This is a genomic window from Microlunatus aurantiacus (assembly GCF_039536605.1).
Lineage (GTDB): Bacteria > Actinomycetota > Actinomycetes > Propionibacteriales > Propionibacteriaceae > Microlunatus > Microlunatus aurantiacus.
Genome location: NZ_BAAAYX010000003.1, coordinates 84564 through 100406 on the forward strand (window position 1 = coordinate 84564; position 15843 = coordinate 100406).

Consider the following 15843-nt stretch of genomic DNA (forward strand, 5'->3'; position numbering starts at 1 on the left):
CTCTACCTCGTTCATCGGGGGGAGTCCTCCTTGGGACGCAGGCTGGTCACGACCACGAGGGCGATGACGGCGATCAGGGCCAGGATGAAGGCCGCGGTGTAGGCGGTGGTGGTGTTGTCGGGCCCGAACTGCTGGTAGCGCTCCTCGACCAGCAGAGTGGCCGACTGGGTCCGCATGGCCACACCGCCGGAGACGATCTTGACCGCACCGAACTCGCCGAGTGAGCGGGCCAGGCTGAGCACCACGCCGTAGAGCAGCGCCCACTTGATCGACGGCAGGGTGATGCGCAGGAACGACTGCAGCGGTGAGGCGCCGAGACTGCGGGCCGCCTGCTCGGCGTCGGTGCCGATCTCGTTGAGCACCGGGACGAGCTCCCGGATGACCAGCGGGAGACTCACGAACGCGGTGGCCAGGATCATCCCCGGCGGGGCGTAGATCACCTGCAACCCCGCCGACTCCAGCGACTGACCGAACCAGCCGGTGCGTCCGCTGTAGACCAGCAGCAGAGCCAGACCCACCACGATCGGCGACACCGACAGCGGCAGGTCGACCAGGGCCGACAGGGCCCGCCGACCCGGGAAGGTGTAGCGGCTGAGCAGCAGCGAGATGATCACCCCGAAGACGGTGTTGATCACCACGGCCCAGAAGGCGATCGACAGCGTCAGCTGGAACGCGAAGATCACGTCCGGCTGACGGAGAGCCTCCAGCACCGGAGCGAGGCCGCGGGAGAACGTCGCTCGGGCCACCAGCGCCACCGGCCAGATCACCAGGAAGAAGAGGTAACCGATCACCAGCGCGCGCAGTGCCCACCGGAACGGCGAACGGCTCCGCACGGTGATCACCTTGCCGCGCGGTGCGGCGACCGCGCGGGCGGGGCGGGTGTCAGCCATGTCGGGCGACCCTTCGCGAGATCATGTCGAGCGCGACGATCACGACCAGAGCGACCACCAGCAGGATCGAGGCGACCGCGGCCGCATCGGTCAGCTTGTCACCCTCGACGTAGGACAGGATGCGGACCGAGGCCACCTCGGTCGAGTACGGCAGGTTGCCCGACAGCAGCACCAGCGACCCGTACTCGCTGATGCCGCGGGCGAAGCTGAGCGCGGCACCGGAGGTGATGGCCGGCGCGAGGGACGGGAGGATCAGCGTCCGGAACGTGGTGAAGCGCGAGGCGCCGAGGGACGCCGCCGCCTCCTCCACCTCGGGCTCGAGCTCGGCCAGCACGGGCTGCACCGTCCGCACCACGAACGGCAGCGTGACGAACAGGAACGCCAGGAACACGGCCACCCGGGTGTTCGCCCAGTCCACGCCCAACGGGCTGGACGGCCCGTACAGGCTCAGCAGCACCATCCCGGCGACGATCGTCGGCAGGGCGAACGGGATGTCGATCACGACCTCGAGGACCTGCTTGCCGCGGAACCGGTCGCGCACCAGCACCCAGGCGATCGCAGTGCCCATCACGATGTTGACCAGCGTCACCAGGAAGGCCTGGGTGACGGTCAACCGGAGCGCCGCCGCGGTCTGCTCGCTGGTGAGCGCCTGCCAGTACGCCGCCCACCCCCCCTCGGAGGCCTGGACCAGGATCGCGATCAGCGGGATCAGCACGAGCAGGCTGAACCAGATCATCGCCACGCCGAGACCGAGGCCGGCCACCGGGGTCAGGGAGGTCGATGTGCGTCGCCTCCGCCGTCGACCGGCCGGCGGAGGGGTCTCCCCCGGCCGCTCGACCAGGGGGGTGAGGGCGGGCGCGGTCACTGCGACTTGCCTGTGGCCTTCTGGATCTCGGGAACGATGCCGGTCTTCTCCTCGAAGAACGTGGTGTTGACCGCGGTCCAGCCCCCCAGGTCGGCGATGGTGAAGAGCTTGGCCGGGACCGGGAAGGGGTTGGCCGGGTCGTTGGCGCCCTCGACGGTGCCGACCGGCGTCTCCGCGTTCACCGAGCGGAAGCCCTTCGCGACGAACTCCTCCTGGCCGGCCGTGCTCAGCACGAAGTCCAAGTAGGTCTTGGCCTTGGGGTCGGCGTCCTCGAGCACCGCCCCCGGGTTCTCGATCTTGAGCGTGGCGTCGGGCACGATGTAGTCGAAGTCCTCGCCCGACTGCCGCGCCAGGATGGCCTCGTTCTCGTACGAGATCAGCACGTTGCCCGCACCCTCGAGGAACGCGTTGGTGGCGTCGCGACCGCTGCCGGGCAGGGCGGCGACGTTGCCGAAGAACTTCGTCAGGTAGGCCTTGGCGTCGGCCTCGCTCCCGCCGTCGGCGATCACCTGCTGGTAGGCCGCCAGGATGTTCCACCGGGCCGAACCCGACGAGGCCGGGTTCGGGGTGATGATCTTGACGCCGTCCTTGGTGAGGTCGTCCCACCCCTTGATCCCCAGCGGGTTGCCCTTGGGCACCACGATGACCACCACCGAGTCCGAGACGATGCCCTTGGTGGGCCCGGCGTTCCAGTCGTCGGCGACCAGACCCGCCTTGACCAGCCGGGTCACGTCGCCCTCGAGGGAGAAGTTGACGTAGTCGGCCTTGAGCCCGTTGACCACCGCGCGGCTCTGGTCGCCGGACGCCCCGTAGGACTCCTCCCAGACCACACCCTTGCCCTCCGGGGTCTCGGCGAACTTCTTCTGGATCGCGTTGTTCGCCTCCTTCGGGACGGCGAAACCGACCAGGTGCAGCGTGGTCGTGTCCGAGCCGCCGGCGGGTGCGGCCGAGCCGCCGACGCAGCCACCGAGTGTGGAGACGACCCCCACCGCCACCAGTCCGGCCGCGGCGCGCAGCACCTGGCGGCGCGAGAACGGAGTTGACATGACATCCCCCAACATCGAGAGAGGCGAAGCGCCTCTAATTCCTAGTAGTTCGCCAGAGAATAGGGAGAAAGCGAAGGCTGTTGAGACGCCGTCTCGGAAAATGAGACGCTGCGGTTCGCCGTCCCCACCGGGACGGGGGGCAGGTCAGGCGCACCGACGACGCCTCAGGGACGCGGACGCCACATCCGACGGCACGGGACGCGGACGGCAGGCGGGCTTTATGCTGAGCCTCGAAACTGTCCCTCGGGGGGAGAGGATCGCAGCATGGCACCCCTGATCTCAGGGCACCTTCCCCGCCACACGCACGTCGCACCGACGGCCGGTCGATGAGCCCGACAGCGGTCTTCCAAGCCGCGACGGTGGAGTCACTGCGCCGCCAGCTCGGCGACAGCGGTCCCGGCCTGCTGGGCGAGCTGATCGGTCTCTACCTCGTCCAGGCGGCCGAGCTGGTCGGCCAGATCGAGACGGCGGTCGCGTACGACGATCCACCACGTCGACGGGCCCTGGCCCACAAGCTGCGCGGCAGCACCGCAACCCTCGGCGGTGACCGGTTGGCCGACGTGTGCCTGCGGCTGGAGACGGCCCCGGACCACCCCGACCGTCCGGACCACCCCGGCCGTCCCGACCACGCGGAGGCTCCCGCCCGGCTCGATCGGGACGACCGGCTGACGACCGCGACGACGGATCTGCGACACGAGTACGACAGGCTCGCGGCTGTGCTGAGCGACTACCGGCGGTCACTGGGCGCCGGCCCCGACGGCGGAACCGGGTGAGGCCACGATGCTCGACCCGGTGCCGGTGATCGCGCCCTCCGTGCAGGTGACCTCGATGTACCACCAGATCGTGGAGTGCGGCAACGAGGGGATCTGGGTGTTCGACCTCGACGGCCGGACCGCGTACGTCAACCTCCGGATGGCGCAGATGCTGGACTACTCCGTGCCGGAGATGACGGCCCGCTCGCTGCTCGACGTCCTCGACGAGCAGGGTCGCGAGCAGGGAGCGGCGTTCCTGGCCCGGCAACGGGCGGAGGGCGGGACCACCGAGTCCGCGGAGTGCCTGCTGCTGCGACGCGACGGGGAAGCCGTGTGGACGGTGGTGAGCCACAGCCCGTGGCTGGACCAGGACGGCACCCTGCGGGGCCTGATCGCGTTCGTGAACGACATCACCGACCGCCGCCGTCTCGATGAGGCGCTCCGTCGGCGCGAGGAGCAGCTGGCCGAGGCCCAGCGGGTTGCTCGCCTGGGCAGCTGGGAGTGGGTCGTCGGGACGGACCACCTCACGTGGTCCGACGAGCTCTACCGGATCTTCGAGCTCCGACCGGGCGAGTTCGCCGGCACCCTGCCCGCCTACCTGGAGCTGGTGCACCCCGAGGACCGGGAGCGCACGGCCGAGGTCATCCAGGCCTGTCTCCACGGGCAGCCGGGGTTCGAGTTCGAGCAACGGATCCTGGTGCCGGGCCGGGACCGGGCCGTGTGGGTGCGGACGGCCGGCGAGGTGCTGACCGACGGGACCGGTGCGCCGGTGCGGATGCGCGGCACCGCCCTCGACATCACGGCCTACAAGGAGACCGAGGACCGGCTGCGTCGGGCCAGGTCGCGCCACCGGCTGCTGCAGACCATGGCGGCCGCGGCCAACGAGGCGCAGACCCTGAGGGAGGTGGCGCTGATGAGCGTGCAGGAGCTGTGCCGCCACCTCCGTTGGCCGGCGGGTCGGGTCCACCTGGTGTCCGGTCCGGAGCGGACCCCGGTGCCGACCGGGGGCTGGCAGCGGCCCCAGGGGACGACCGAGCCGGCCGACGCGGAGCGCCCCCCTGAGCTGTCCCGCGCGATGCCAGGGCTGGGCGAGATCAGCGCGTACGCCGCGGCCGCGGTCGCCGACGCCGCGACGGTGTGGTCCGTCGGAGGGGGGCCTCCCGGTGGTGTCGGCTCGCTGAGCGCGTGCGCCGTCCCCGTGCTCTCCCGCGACGAGGTGGTCGCCGTGCTGGAGTTCGTGGTCCCGACCGAGGTCAGCCGCAACGAGGTGGACCGCAGCGAGGCAGGGGCCATCTGCGAGGAGGTGGCGATCCAGCTCGCGATCGTGGCCGAGCGCGAGCGGACCAGCCTGGAGCTGCATGCGGCGAGGGACACCGCACTGGCGGCGTTGCGGGCCAAGTCGGCTTTCCTGGCCACCATGAGCCACGAGATCCGGACCCCGATGAACGGCGTCATCGGTCTGGCCGAGCTGTTGCAGGCCAGCGATCTGGACGACCGGCAGCGCCAGTACGTCGCCGGGGTGCAGACCGCCGGCGACGCGCTGCTGATGATCATCAACGACATCCTCGACTTCTCCAAGATCGAGGCCGGCCGGCTGGAGCTGCAGACCGTCGACCTCGACGTCACCCAGCTGATCGAGGACGTGGCCGAGCTGCTCGCGCGGCAGGCCCAGGCCAAGGACCTAGAGCTCCTCACGTGCAGCCGGCTCGGGGCCGAGGCCCGGCTGCGAGCCGACCCGTCCCGGCTCCGGCAGGTGCTGATCAACCTGGTCTCGAACGCGATCAAGTTCACCGAGCAGGGCGAGGTCGTGCTCTCCGCGGGGTTCGACCCCGGCACGCCGCCGGGCGAAGCCGAGACCGTCGCGGTGAGGTTCGAGGTCACCGACACCGGGATCGGCATCGACGCCTCCGACCAGCAGCTCGTCTTCGAACCGTTCACGCAGGTCGACGGCTCCAGCACCCGCCGCTTCGGCGGGACCGGCCTCGGCCTGGCCATCTCCCGCGACCTGGTCGAGGCGATGGGGGGCGAGCTCCAGGTCGACAGCCGCCTCGGCGACGGCAGCCGCTTCGGGTTCACCGTCCGACTCCCCCGCAGCGACTCCAGCACGGAGCCGTCGCCCTCACGAACGCCGGCGCCGCCGTGGGGGGGCACAGCCGTGCTGGTGGTCGACGACAACACGACCAGCCGCCTGATCCTGCAGGCGCAGCTGTCCGGGTGGGGACTGGTCCCCCAGCTCGCCGCCGACGCGGCGACGGGCCTCGACCTGCTGCTCCGGGCCGCCGACCACGGGAGACCGTTTGCCGTGGCCCTGGTGGACCTGGCCATGCCGGGGACGGACGGGCTCGAGCTGGCCAGGCGGATCGACGACACGCCGGCCCTGACCGGCACCCGGGTGGTGCTGTTGACCACCACCGAGGTGACCCCCGACCGGCTCGCGGGCGCCGGTCTCGCGGCGTACGTCGACAAGCCGGTCCGGTCGGCACAGCTGTACGACCGCCTCGCCGAGGTGCTGCGGCCCGTGCTGGAGCCCGACCCCGAGGGCCCGCCCGCGGCCGCCGACCCTCCCGCCCCGGGTCACGCCCGGGTGCTCGTCGTGGAGGACAACGCGATCAACCAGCTCGTGGCGCGGGGGCTGCTCGACCGCCTCGGCTTCGAGTGCGACCTCGCCGGCACCGGCTACGAGGCCCTGGATGCCCTGGGGCGGACCGACTACGCCGCCGTCCTGATGGACTGCCAGATGCCGGAGATGGACGGCTACACCGCCACCGGAGAGCTCCGACGCCGCGAGGGTGGCCGCCGGCACACCCCGGTGATCGCCATGACGGCCGGAGCCCTGGTCGGTGACGAGGCCCGCTGTCTCGCCGCCGGCATGGACGCGTACGTGCCCAAGCCGATCGACAGCGCCCAGCTGGAAGCCGTCCTCGCCCGCTGGGTCCCCGGAGGGGCCCGCCGCTGAGGACGTGGCGGGCTCAGAGGGCGCTGTGGTCGCCCAGCTGGTGGTAGAGGCGGTCGTGGTACACCAGCGGCGGAACGGGCGCATCCGTCTCGACCGTGCCCGGGTGGTCCAGCGACGAGCTGATCGCCCGCAGGCACACCAGCTGGCTCGAGCCGATCGGGGTCCGCTGGACGATCTCGGCCCGGATCCAGCGTGGGCTGTCGTCGAGCACCGGCTCCCCCGTCTCCAGCAGCGACCACCCCCCGCCGGCGAACCGGTCGATCCCTCGGGTGGCGAAGCGGGCCGACACCTCGACCTGCTCGGCGGACAGGAAGTTGACCACGACCGTCTCCGCCTCGGCCAGCGGCCCCCAGGAGCCGGAGCCGCTCGCCAGCGAGAAGGCGATCAGCGGCGGGTCGGCGGACACCGAGATGACCGAGGTGGCGGTGAAACCGACGAGGCGGTCGCGGTGCCGCAGCGTGATCACCGCGACTCCCGCGGGATGCTGCCGGAAGAGGGTCTTGAACTCCTCCGGGGACATCGACGTCAGGTCGGACGGGCCGCCGCCGGCCCGGGACAGCACCTCGGTCACGAGGCGATCCGGTCGGTCATGGTCGGGTTCTCCTGGAGCTCTCGGTAGGGCGCTGGACTCATGTCATCTCCTCACGGGGCGAGATCGGCCGACGTCGATCCCGGCGCACCCGCCGGACCGGCGGCCGACGGGATCGACGTTCCCGCCCGCTCAGTCGAAGGAGAGCTCCTTCTGGCGGGTGCGCTTGAGCTCGGCGAAGTAGGGGAAGGAGGACAGGGCGACGGCCCCGTCCCAGATCCGGCCGGCGTCCTCACCGCGGGCGATCCGGGTCAGCACCGGCCCGAAGAAGGCCTGCCCGTCGATGGCGATGGTCGGGGTGCCCACGTCGTAGCCGACCTGGTCCATCCCCTCGTGGTGGGAGGCGCGGATCGCGTCGTCGAGGGAGGAGTCGTCCGCCGCGTCGGCCAGCGACGCCGGCAGGCCCACCTCCTCGAGGGCGGCGGTGATCAGCTCGCGGTCGAACTTCTCGGCGCCCTGGGTGTGCTTCCGGGTGCCGAGGGCGGTGTAGATCTCGGCCAGCTTCTGCTGCCCGTGCTGCTGCTGCACGGCCATGGCCACGCGCACCGGCCGCCAGGCGTCCTTGAGCCCCTCGCGGTACTCGTCGGAGATGTCCTTGTCCTCGTTCAGGTAGGCCAGGCTCATGATGTGCCAGGTCACCTCGATGTCGCGGACCTTCTCGACCTCGAGCACCGTCCTGGACGTGATCCAGGCGAACGGGCAGAGCGGGTCGAACCAGAAGTCAACAGTGGTCATGCTGGCCACAACTCAGCACAGGCCGATGCCTATTCCCGGGCCCCGCCCGCGACCGGTACGGCGACCCGGCGACGGTCGACCACCTCGCGCAGCAGCTCCTCGTAGCGGTCGACCATGATCTGCGCGTCGAAGTCCTCGGCCCGTCGCCGGACGGCTCCGCGGTCGGCGTGGCGGGCCTCCTCGATCGCCACCGCCAGTGCCTCCGGGGTCTCGGCACGGGCCAGCACCCCCGCGGCGGGGGTCACGATCTCGGCGGCCGCTCCGGTGGCGAACGCGGCCACCGGGGTGCCGCACGACATCGCCTCGACCAGCGTCAGACCGAACGGCTCGGCCCACACCGACGACGAGACGAAGACGGCACCCCGGCCCAGCTGGCGCGCGAGCTCATCGTGCGCGAGGTGGCCGACGTGCGTGACGCGATCCCCGAGGCGCGGGACGATCTCGGTGTCGAAGTACGTACGGTCGGCGATCGGGCCGCTGATCTCCAGCCGCAGGTCGGTGGCGCGGACGGCGTCGATGGCCAGGTGCAGACCCTTCTCCGGGGTGATCCGGCCGGCCCAGACGGCGAGGTCGGGTTCCGCCCTGGACGCGTCGGACCAGCCGTCGAGCCGGATCCCGTTGGGGATGCAGCGCACTCCGGCCAGCAACCGGCGCCAGGAGGCGGAGTTGACCTCCGACACGCTGACGAAGGCGTGGACCGGGTCCGGTGCCCAGGCCGGGTCGGTGATCACCGCCAGCACCTTCTCCAGGGTGGGCGGCGTGTGCAGGATGGTGATCATCGGCTGGGCCGCGAGCTCGGTGTACGGCAGCGCGCTGAACGAGTTGTTCAGGACCACGTCGTACCGGTCCTGACGGATCGCCGCCAGGGCCGAGCGGACCGCGACGTCGAGGATCACCCCGGACCTGTCACCTCCGGGTCCGGGCATCTGCCCGAAGACGAAGTCGTCCCCGACCAGCGGCACCAGCCGTCCGGACGTCCGGCTGCCCCCCTTGGCGAACAGCGTGACCTCGTGGCCACGACGGACCAGCTCGTCGACCACCAGCGAGGTGTGCATCTCGGTACCGCCGGAGAACGGCTCGGCGATCGGGTGGTGCAGGTGCGCGAGCACGGCGATCCTCATCGGCCCGCGCTCCGGACGGCCGAGGGTCCGTGGGCGTGGTGGTGCTCTGAGGTCGGGCTGCGCACGTAGGTCTCCTCTGTCGTGTCCCAGTGGATGAGGCCCCGGTCGGCGAAGGCGTCGATCCAACCCTCCATCGGCCACCAGCCCCACCGACGGGCGAAGATCGCGCCGTTGCGGAGGATGTCGTCCAGGTGTCCCAGCGGCGGGACCTGGGTGGGGTGCCACTGGTGATAGGCCGTAGCGCCACCCACCCAGGTGAGCGGGATCCCGGCCGCCGCGGCCGTGAAGCCGAAGTCGGTGTCCTCGGCGCCGTAGCCGACGAAGTGCTCGTGGAAACCGCCGGTGTCGGCCCACACGGCCGGCGTGACGGCGAACGACAACGACCAGAACAGGCGCGGGTCACCGTTCTCCAGCCGCTCGCCCGGGCCGGGCGCCGGACGACCGTCGTGCGGGACGACCTCGTTCAGCCGGCCGAGGTCGTAGCCTCCCGCGTCCGGCGGCGGCAGGTACGCCACGGGGCCGCACAGCAACGAGCCGGCGGTCGCGGGGTCGCGGGCGGCGTCGCGGTAGGCGGCGACCAGGCCCTCGCCGGGGAGGCAGTCGACGTCGAGGAAGATCAGCAGCTCCGCCCCGAGCTCCAGCGCGGCCTCGGCACCGGCGTTGCGAGCGGCGGCCAGCGGCAGCCCGGCCCGCTCGGCCGGGAGCGCGACCACCCGGGTGCGCGGGGTCCGTTGCAGGCGGGCGACCAGGGTCGGGTCGTCCATCGCCACCACCACGTGGTGGTGGACGGCCGCCGACGACCGGGCCAGGGCCTCGCGCTGTCGTTCGAGGTGGTCGTGCCGTCCGTGGGCGATCGTGATCACGACGGTTCTCACGCCGGCACCGCCTCGGTCTGCGGGGCAGGCCGGGTCCCGTCGGTCCGGTCCGCGGGCACGAGAGCGTCCGCACCGCTCGGGGTGGATCCGAGCTCGGCCAGGACCGCCGCCATCCGGGCGGCGCCGCCCCCGTCGTTCCAGGTCGACCAGCCGGCACCGTCCAGGCCCGCGAGGCCGGCGAGGAGTCCGGGCCACTCGGCCGGCGACGGCCAGCTCTCACGCACGCGTACGGGCAGGCCGGCCCGCTGCAGAGCGGCAGCCATCTCGCGCTGCTCGTCGAAGGGACGGTCCTGCGGCAGGAGCAGCGCGGGACGCCGAGCGGCGGCGATCTCGGCGACCAGGTTCTGCCCGGCGTGGCTGACCACCACGCCGGCCGAGCGCAGCAGGGGCCACGGGTCGTCGACCCAGGTGCCGTGCCGACGGTCCAGCTGGATCCACTCCCAGTCCGGGGTGGCCCGACGGGCCTCCGCCACCTCGGTCGGCGAGACCCCGCCTCCGCCGGTCCCGTTGACCACGACCACCCGGCGGGTCACCCGGCGCGTCGCGTCGGCTTCCTCCGCACCACGCTCTTCCGCAGCGGGTGCCACCGGCGCGTAGCGGCTGATGGCGCCCACGAACGAGGTCCTGGTCAGGTCGGTCCCGCTCGCCCCCCACAGGTCCCCGACGTGCTCGGGCCAGGGAGCGACGATGCGTGTCGCGATGTCGTAGGCGAGCCGGTGGGCGGCGTCGCGACGACGCCCCGGCTGGGCCACCAGCACGACCGGGACCCCGTGCAACCGGGCCAGCAGCGCCACCTCCACCGACACGTCGACGACCAGGGCCGAGGGCCGGGTCGCGTCGAGCCAGCGGGAGATCATCGCCATCCGCGCCGACAGCCCGCGCGAGCCCAGCGGGACGTAGTGCAGCCGGTCGTGCGCGGTGACGTCACGTTCCGGACCCACGCCGGCGTCATCGGGCAGCCGCAGCCAGTCGCCGGTCCAGTCAGCGGGTCGGGAAGCGGTCGACAACCCGGTCAGCGCGAGGCCGGCCCGATCGGTGTGCCGGTGGACGCTGGCGGCGCGGTGCAGGTGCCCCGACCCCTGGTGGTGGACGTAGTACCCGATCATCGCCGGCGTGGTGCTGCCTGGGTCGTGGTCATCAGCCCTCCTGGTCAGCGCTCGATCCGTCCGGCGACGTCGACGAGGAAGCGGATTTTACAACGTAAACGTCGAAGTTGGCATCATCCCCGTGACCCAGATCACAGGCAATCCGGCCGCAACGCCGTGACGAATGGGCTGTCGACGTTGTCCTTTCACCCGTAACCCACCGAAGCGAGCACGGTGCTCGCCCGGTCCTCAGCAGAAGGAGAGTTCGATGACTGACACCACGCAGCTGCCCGTGACCACCGAAGAGCAGAAGGCCCGTGAGGCCCGCGAGCAGGTCCAGGTCGCCGAGCCCAAGACGCTCGACGCCCTGCACACCGAGCACGGTGACACCATCATCGCCGACCAGGTCGTCGAGAAGCTGGCCGGGATCGCGACCCGCGAGGTCGTGGGCGTGTACGCCATGGGCTCGGCCGCGGGTCGCGCCATCAGCAGCATCGCCCAGCGGATCCCCGGGCAGAAGCCGGCCGTGTCCGGTGGCGTGAGCATCGAGAAGGGTGAGCGGCAGACCGCCGTCGACGTCTCCATCGTGATCGAGTACGGCGCCTCCATCGTCGACGTCGCCGACAACATCCGCGAGAACGTCATCCGCGCCGTCGAGTACGCCACCGGCCTCCAGGTCGTCTCGGTGGACGTCAACGTCACCGACGTGCACCTGCCCGAGGACGAGAGCGACGTCAGCAACGACGCGCAGCGCTCCGACCAGCTCCAGTGACCGACTCCCAGCCCGGCCCCGGCCGGGCTGGGATCCGTCCCCACCTCGCCGGCCGCTTCGACCGACACCCGACTCACCGTTCAGAGAGATGATCTTCATGTCCACAACCCAAACTGCCCTGTTCGTCGGTCTCGTCCTGGGGATCGTCGCCACCTTCGGTGGCTTCGGCTCCTTCCTGGTGGTGCTCGTGTTCGGCGCCATCGGTCTGGTCGTGGGCCGGGTGATGGAAGGCAAGCTCGACCTCCGGTCGCTGACCGGCCAGTCCAGCGCCAAGCTCTGACATGACCGCCACCGACAACACCCTCGTCGCCCCGCCGGGCGAGCGGGGAGATCCCCGGCGGCGGGGCCGGCTGGTCCTGGACAAGCAGGTGGTCGAGAAGATCGCCGGCCAGGTCGCCAGTGAGATCGGGGCCGCCGGCGGGCGCTCCGGGGGCTTCCTCGGCATCGGCGCCCACTCCGACCTGTCGGCACGCCCCAAGGTCGACGTGGAGCTGGCCGGCCGGACGGCGACGTTGGAGATCGCGATCGCCGTCGCCTACCCGGTCTCCCTGCGCCAGGCCACCGACCGCGTCCGCGAGCAGGTGACCCGCCGGGTCCACGCCCTGACCGGTGTCGAGGTCACCCGGGTCGACATCACCGTGGTGGCCCTCCACACCGGCGACACCACGAACTCCGAGGAGCTGAAGTGAGCCGCCACGACGCCCGGTCGACGTCGCTGCGTCGACGCCCCGCGCGCACCATCCCCGCCACCGTGACCGCCCTGGTGCTGCTGGCCCTCGGCGTCGGGCTCGTGTGGGCCGCCGTCGAGCGCCTCGCCCGGGGGTCCTGGCCCGCCTTCGCCGACCAGACCGCGGCCTGGGTCGCGGCCTGGACCTGGGGTTCGGTGGTGGTGCTCGTCGTCTCCCTCGCGCTGGCGGTGATCGGGCTGGTGCTGCTGATCGCCGCGGTCAAGCCGGGGCAGCCCAACGCCTTGACCCTGGACGAGGGCTCCTCCGACGGGGCCGGGGTGCACACCGAGGTCGTGATGACCAGGCGCTCGGTGGCCAAGCTGGCCACCGCCCGGGCCGGTCAGGTCGACGGCGTGGACAGCGTGTCCACAGTGGTCAGCGCCCGTCGGATCACGCTGACGGTGAAGACGCCGTCCCAGCAGAGCCAGGCGATCGAGCAGCAGGTACGTGAGCGCGTCACCGGCGCGTTGCAGGCGGCGGGGCTCGCCCCGATGCCGGCCGTCGTCGTCCGAGCCCGGACGCAGTCCCTGTGACCGCCACGAGCCCGGACGCAGTCCCTGTGACCGCCCGGGGCCACCAGACAGACCGAGGCAGCACCACGCTGTCCCCCGGCTCGAGTCGGGACGTTCGCGGACGGATCCGCCCGCAAGGAGAGGTGAGGACATGAGGCAACTCGCAGGGGGGCTCAACCGCGGCTGGCTCGCCGTGATCGGCGTGCTGCTGCTGCTCGCCGGCGTGGCCGGCGCCCTCGCCACGACCGGCGTGCTCGGTCGGCTGCTCGAGGCCGGGGGGACCGGCTGGTCCGCGCCCGCCGGCGGCAGCCCCGTGGTCGACGGCGCAGCGACCGGGCTGCTCGCCCAGCCGGTGGCGATCGTGGCCCTGGCCGTGCTCGGTGTGATCCTGGCGGTGCTGGGTCTGGCTTGGCTGCTCGCGCAGATCCCGCGGACCAACGCGGCCCAGCCGTACCGGCTGCACGACGACGCCGTCTCGGGTCTGACCGTGTGCCCGCCCGAGGTGCTGGCCACCGCGGTCGCCGACGACATCAGGACCTACGCCGGGGTGAACGCGGCGAGCGCGGTCATCCGGGGCACGTCGGGCGCTCCCGAGCTCACGGTGAAGGTCAGCGCCGACGACCGGACCGACCTTCGTAGTCTGTTGACGGCGATTCGCACCGAGGCGGCCGCCAACCTGTCGACCGCGCTGGACGCACCGATCGCTCGCCTCGGCGTGCAGCTCGACATCGACCGCGGCAAGCGAACCACCAGCAGCGTCACGCTCTGACGCGAACCGTCACCGGTCGCCCGACCGGGACGTCCACCGAAGTGAGGAGAACAGCATGGGTATCGGGGACAAGATCAGCAACAAGGCCGAGGAGCTCGCCGGCAAGGCCAAGGAGGCCGTCGGCGGCGCCACCGACAACGAGCGGCTCGAGGCCGAGGGCCAGGCCGACCAGGCCGCCGCCCACACCAAGCAGGCCGGGGAGAAGGCCAAGGACGCCGCCAAGGACGTCCGCGACCGCCTCTCCTGAGCAGCGCGGCGATGCCCGCCTCCCGGGTGCGAACCCCCGAGGCGGGCATCGTCGGCCTCCGCCCCTGTGACCCACCGACAGGCCCACCCGTCCCACGACGGCGCGGGCCGAGGAGCATCTGACATGTCACCGTCTTCCGTCCGCAGCCGTCGACGGCCGCGGCCTGGCCGAGGCGAACGATGACCGAGCTGGTCGTCGGAGGCGACGTCGACGGGAGCCCGGAGCTCGGCGACACCACACCGCGACCCGACGCGGCCGGTGCCACCCGCCTGTCGGGAGGACCCGACTTCAGCGAGACGACGTGGGTCAGCCGCGCCCAGGACGGCGACCCGAGCGCTTTCGAGCACCTGGTCCGCGCGTACGAGGCGGAGCTGTTCCGACTCGCGTACCGGATGCTCAACGACCGCGGCGAGGCCGAGGACACCATCCAGGAGACGTTCGTCGTCGTCTGGCGGCAGCTGCCGACGCTCAACGACGCCCAGGCCTTCCGGGCCTGGATCTACCACATCGCCACCCGACGCTGTCTGAACGTGCTCCGACGCCGGAGCCGGCAGCGCACCGAGGTGACTCGCGGGGACGACTTCGAGGCGGAGACCCTGCCGCACACCCGGACCGACGACAGCGGTGACTCACCGGAGACCGCCGTCACGACGGCCGCCCAGCGACAGAGTCTGGAAGACGTGCTCGGCACGCTGCCGCACGAGCAGCAGGCCTGCTGGGTGCTGCACGAGCTGCACGACCTGACCTACCCGGAGATCGCCTACGCGACCGGTGTCCCCCTCAGCACCGTCCGCGGACGAATCGCCCGAGCCCGACAGAACCTAGCGAAAGGTATGGCGGCATGGCGCTGACCGACAGCACGACCACCACCCGACTCGGCTGCGGCCGCGACATCGACGAGGTCTGGGCGAACGCCGGCAACCCGCCGGACGCGCACGAGCGCACCTGCCCCGACTGCCAGGCCGCGCGGGCGAGCCTGACCGAGCTCGACGCCGCCACCCGCGACCTGCGGTCCCGTGACCAGGCGGACCCCGAGCTGCACCTGAGCGCCGACCTGGTGTCCAAGATCAGCTCGATCGCCCGGGCCGAGGTGCGCCGTGGACGGCGGATCCCGCTCCGCAACGTGACCGGCGGCCACGACTCAGCGGTCGAGGCCGACCTGACCGTCAGCGAGCAGGCCATCGCCAGCATCATCCGCGACACCTGCGACCAGTTCGCCGACATCGAGGCCCGGCGTTGCCGCGTGGAGATCTCCGACCACCGCGCGGGACTCGACCCCGAGACCGTGGCGATCCGAGCTCGGCTGCGGATCAGCGTCGCCGCGTCGACGGCCAGCCCCGGCCGGATCGACGAGCTCCGGGAGCAGGTGATCGCGGCCGTCCACGACCGGGTCGGCGTCACCGCCCAGGTCGTCGACATCGACGTCGAGGACGTGCACGATGCCTGACACGACACTCGGAGACCGCGAGACGCCCGACACCACCCTGGGAGACCCCCTGATGACGGAGACCGCGCCGGCGACCCCGCTGGCGACCCCTCCTCCCACCCCCGCCGAGGCCGGAGATCGCGTGCTGCTGTCGCTGATCGGTGACGGCGTGCTCGCCGTGGACGGCGTCGCCCGCCTGGAACCCACCCTGAAGAGCCTCTTCCTGGCGCGGGTGCCCGGCTCGCCGCGCGGGCCGGACAGCCCCGACGGGATCGAGCTGACCAGCCTCGGGGCGATCGCGGACGTGTCGGTCGACATCGCCGCCACGGGAGAGCACGCCGCCCGCGAGATCGCCGAGGCGGTGCAGCACGTCGTCGGCCAGCTCCTCGAGACCCACGGCCGCGAGCCCGGACGGATCAAGGTCAACGTGCTGACCATCGAGAACCGGCCCTGACCCACGTCCCGACCGATCCTG

At 71.9% G+C, this 15843-nt stretch carries 19 protein-coding genes; 11 read left to right on the forward strand and 8 right to left on the reverse strand.

Going from position 1 to position 15843, the window contains the following annotated elements:
• Positions 1–11: 11 nt before the first annotated feature.
• From ABD714_RS05900 to ABD714_RS05910, 3 genes are read right to left on the reverse strand one after another with little or no spacing between them, the layout of a single operon-like run.
• The gene (locus ABD714_RS05900) at positions 12–890 is read right to left on the reverse strand and encodes a sulfate ABC transporter permease (RefSeq protein ID WP_344811374.1); all 879 of its coding nucleotides are present in this window, start codon (positions 888–890) and stop codon (positions 12–14) included.
• The gene (gene cysT, locus ABD714_RS05905; RefSeq protein ID WP_344811375.1) at positions 883–1755 is read right to left on the reverse strand and encodes a sulfate ABC transporter permease subunit CysT; all 873 of its coding nucleotides are present in this window, start codon (positions 1753–1755) and stop codon (positions 883–885) included. The genes ABD714_RS05900 and cysT overlap by 8 nt, the downstream gene beginning before the upstream one ends.
• Positions 1752–2801, reverse strand: a complete 1050-nt coding sequence (locus ABD714_RS05910) for a sulfate ABC transporter substrate-binding protein (protein ID WP_344811376.1) — start codon at positions 2799–2801, stop codon at positions 1752–1754. The genes cysT and ABD714_RS05910 overlap by 4 nt, the downstream gene beginning before the upstream one ends.
• 326 nt (positions 2802–3127) lie before the next feature.
• Here ABD714_RS05910 and ABD714_RS05915 point away from each other — a divergent pair, with 326 nt between their 5' ends.
• Together ABD714_RS05915 and ABD714_RS05920 are read left to right on the forward strand one after the other, a co-directional pair.
• A complete protein-coding gene (locus tag ABD714_RS05915) occupies positions 3128–3574 on the forward strand; it encodes an Hpt domain-containing protein (protein ID WP_344811377.1) in 447 nt (148 codons plus the stop codon).
• Positions 3575–3581: 7 nt separating this feature from the next.
• Entirely contained in the window at positions 3582–6509 is a 2928-nt protein-coding gene (locus tag ABD714_RS05920) for a response regulator (protein ID WP_344811378.1), read from the forward strand.
• A 13-nt stretch (positions 6510–6522) separates the two neighbouring features.
• Here ABD714_RS05920 and ABD714_RS05925 read toward each other — a convergent pair whose 3' ends face one another.
• From ABD714_RS05925 to ABD714_RS05945, 5 genes are all read right to left on the reverse strand, one after another.
• On the reverse strand, positions 6523–7080 hold the full coding sequence (locus tag ABD714_RS05925) for a flavin reductase family protein (protein WP_344811379.1): 558 nt from the start codon (positions 7078–7080) through the stop codon (positions 6523–6525).
• 150 nt (positions 7081–7230) lie between these two features.
• A complete protein-coding gene (locus ABD714_RS05930; RefSeq protein WP_344811380.1) occupies positions 7231–7833 on the reverse strand; it encodes a mycothiol-dependent nitroreductase Rv2466c family protein in 603 nt (200 codons plus the stop codon).
• 29 nt (positions 7834–7862) lie between these two features.
• Positions 7863–8954, reverse strand: coding sequence for a glycosyltransferase (locus ABD714_RS05935; RefSeq protein ID WP_344811381.1), 1092 nt, complete (start codon positions 8952–8954; stop codon positions 7863–7865).
• Positions 8951–9829: a glycosyltransferase family 2 protein gene (locus ABD714_RS05940; protein ID WP_344811382.1), complete on the reverse strand. Its 879-nt coding sequence runs from the start codon at positions 9827–9829 to the stop codon at positions 8951–8953. Before ABD714_RS05940 ends, ABD714_RS05935 begins: the two co-directional genes overlap by 4 nt.
• Entirely contained in the window at positions 9826–10935 is a 1110-nt protein-coding gene (locus ABD714_RS05945; RefSeq protein WP_344811383.1) for a glycosyltransferase, read from the reverse strand. Before ABD714_RS05945 ends, ABD714_RS05940 begins: the two co-directional genes overlap by 4 nt.
• 247 nt (positions 10936–11182) lie before the next feature.
• Between ABD714_RS05945 and ABD714_RS05950 the strand changes: the two genes are divergently transcribed.
• The 9 genes from ABD714_RS05950 to ABD714_RS05990 all read left to right on the forward strand — a co-directional run bounded on the left by ABD714_RS05950 (position 11183) and on the right by ABD714_RS05990 (position 15822).
• Positions 11183–11686: an Asp23/Gls24 family envelope stress response protein gene (locus ABD714_RS05950; protein ID WP_344811384.1), complete on the forward strand. Its 504-nt coding sequence runs from the start codon at positions 11183–11185 to the stop codon at positions 11684–11686.
• Between the two features lie 97 nt (positions 11687–11783).
• On the forward strand, positions 11784–11966 hold the full coding sequence (locus ABD714_RS05955; protein WP_344811385.1) for a hypothetical protein: 183 nt from the start codon (positions 11784–11786) through the stop codon (positions 11964–11966).
• A gap of 1 nt (position 11967) precedes the next feature.
• Entirely contained in the window at positions 11968–12375 is a 408-nt protein-coding gene (locus ABD714_RS05960; RefSeq protein ID WP_344811386.1) for an Asp23/Gls24 family envelope stress response protein, read from the forward strand.
• Complete coding sequence (locus ABD714_RS05965) at positions 12372–12947, forward strand: DUF6286 domain-containing protein (RefSeq protein WP_344811387.1); 576 nt, start codon at positions 12372–12374, stop codon at positions 12945–12947. Before ABD714_RS05960 ends, ABD714_RS05965 begins: the two co-directional genes overlap by 4 nt.
• 130 nt (positions 12948–13077) lie before the next feature.
• On the forward strand, positions 13078–13695 hold the full coding sequence (locus ABD714_RS05970; RefSeq protein WP_344811388.1) for an Asp23/Gls24 family envelope stress response protein: 618 nt from the start codon (positions 13078–13080) through the stop codon (positions 13693–13695).
• Positions 13696–13750: 55 nt separating this feature from the next.
• Positions 13751–13942 carry a CsbD family protein gene (locus ABD714_RS05975; protein ID WP_344811389.1) on the forward strand — a complete coding sequence of 64 codons (192 nt, stop codon included), beginning with the start codon at positions 13751–13753 and terminating at the stop codon, positions 13940–13942.
• 179 nt (positions 13943–14121) lie between these two features.
• On the forward strand, positions 14122–14793 hold the full coding sequence (locus tag ABD714_RS05980; protein WP_344811390.1) for an RNA polymerase sigma factor: 672 nt from the start codon (positions 14122–14124) through the stop codon (positions 14791–14793).
• Positions 14784–15389: a hypothetical protein gene (locus ABD714_RS05985; RefSeq protein ID WP_344811391.1), complete on the forward strand. Its 606-nt coding sequence runs from the start codon at positions 14784–14786 to the stop codon at positions 15387–15389. Before ABD714_RS05980 ends, ABD714_RS05985 begins: the two co-directional genes overlap by 10 nt.
• Positions 15382–15822 (forward strand): hypothetical protein, encoded by a 441-nt coding sequence (locus ABD714_RS05990; protein ID WP_344811392.1) that lies wholly within the window; start codon positions 15382–15384, stop codon positions 15820–15822. Before ABD714_RS05985 ends, ABD714_RS05990 begins: the two co-directional genes overlap by 8 nt.
• Positions 15823–15843: the final 21 nt, after the last annotated feature.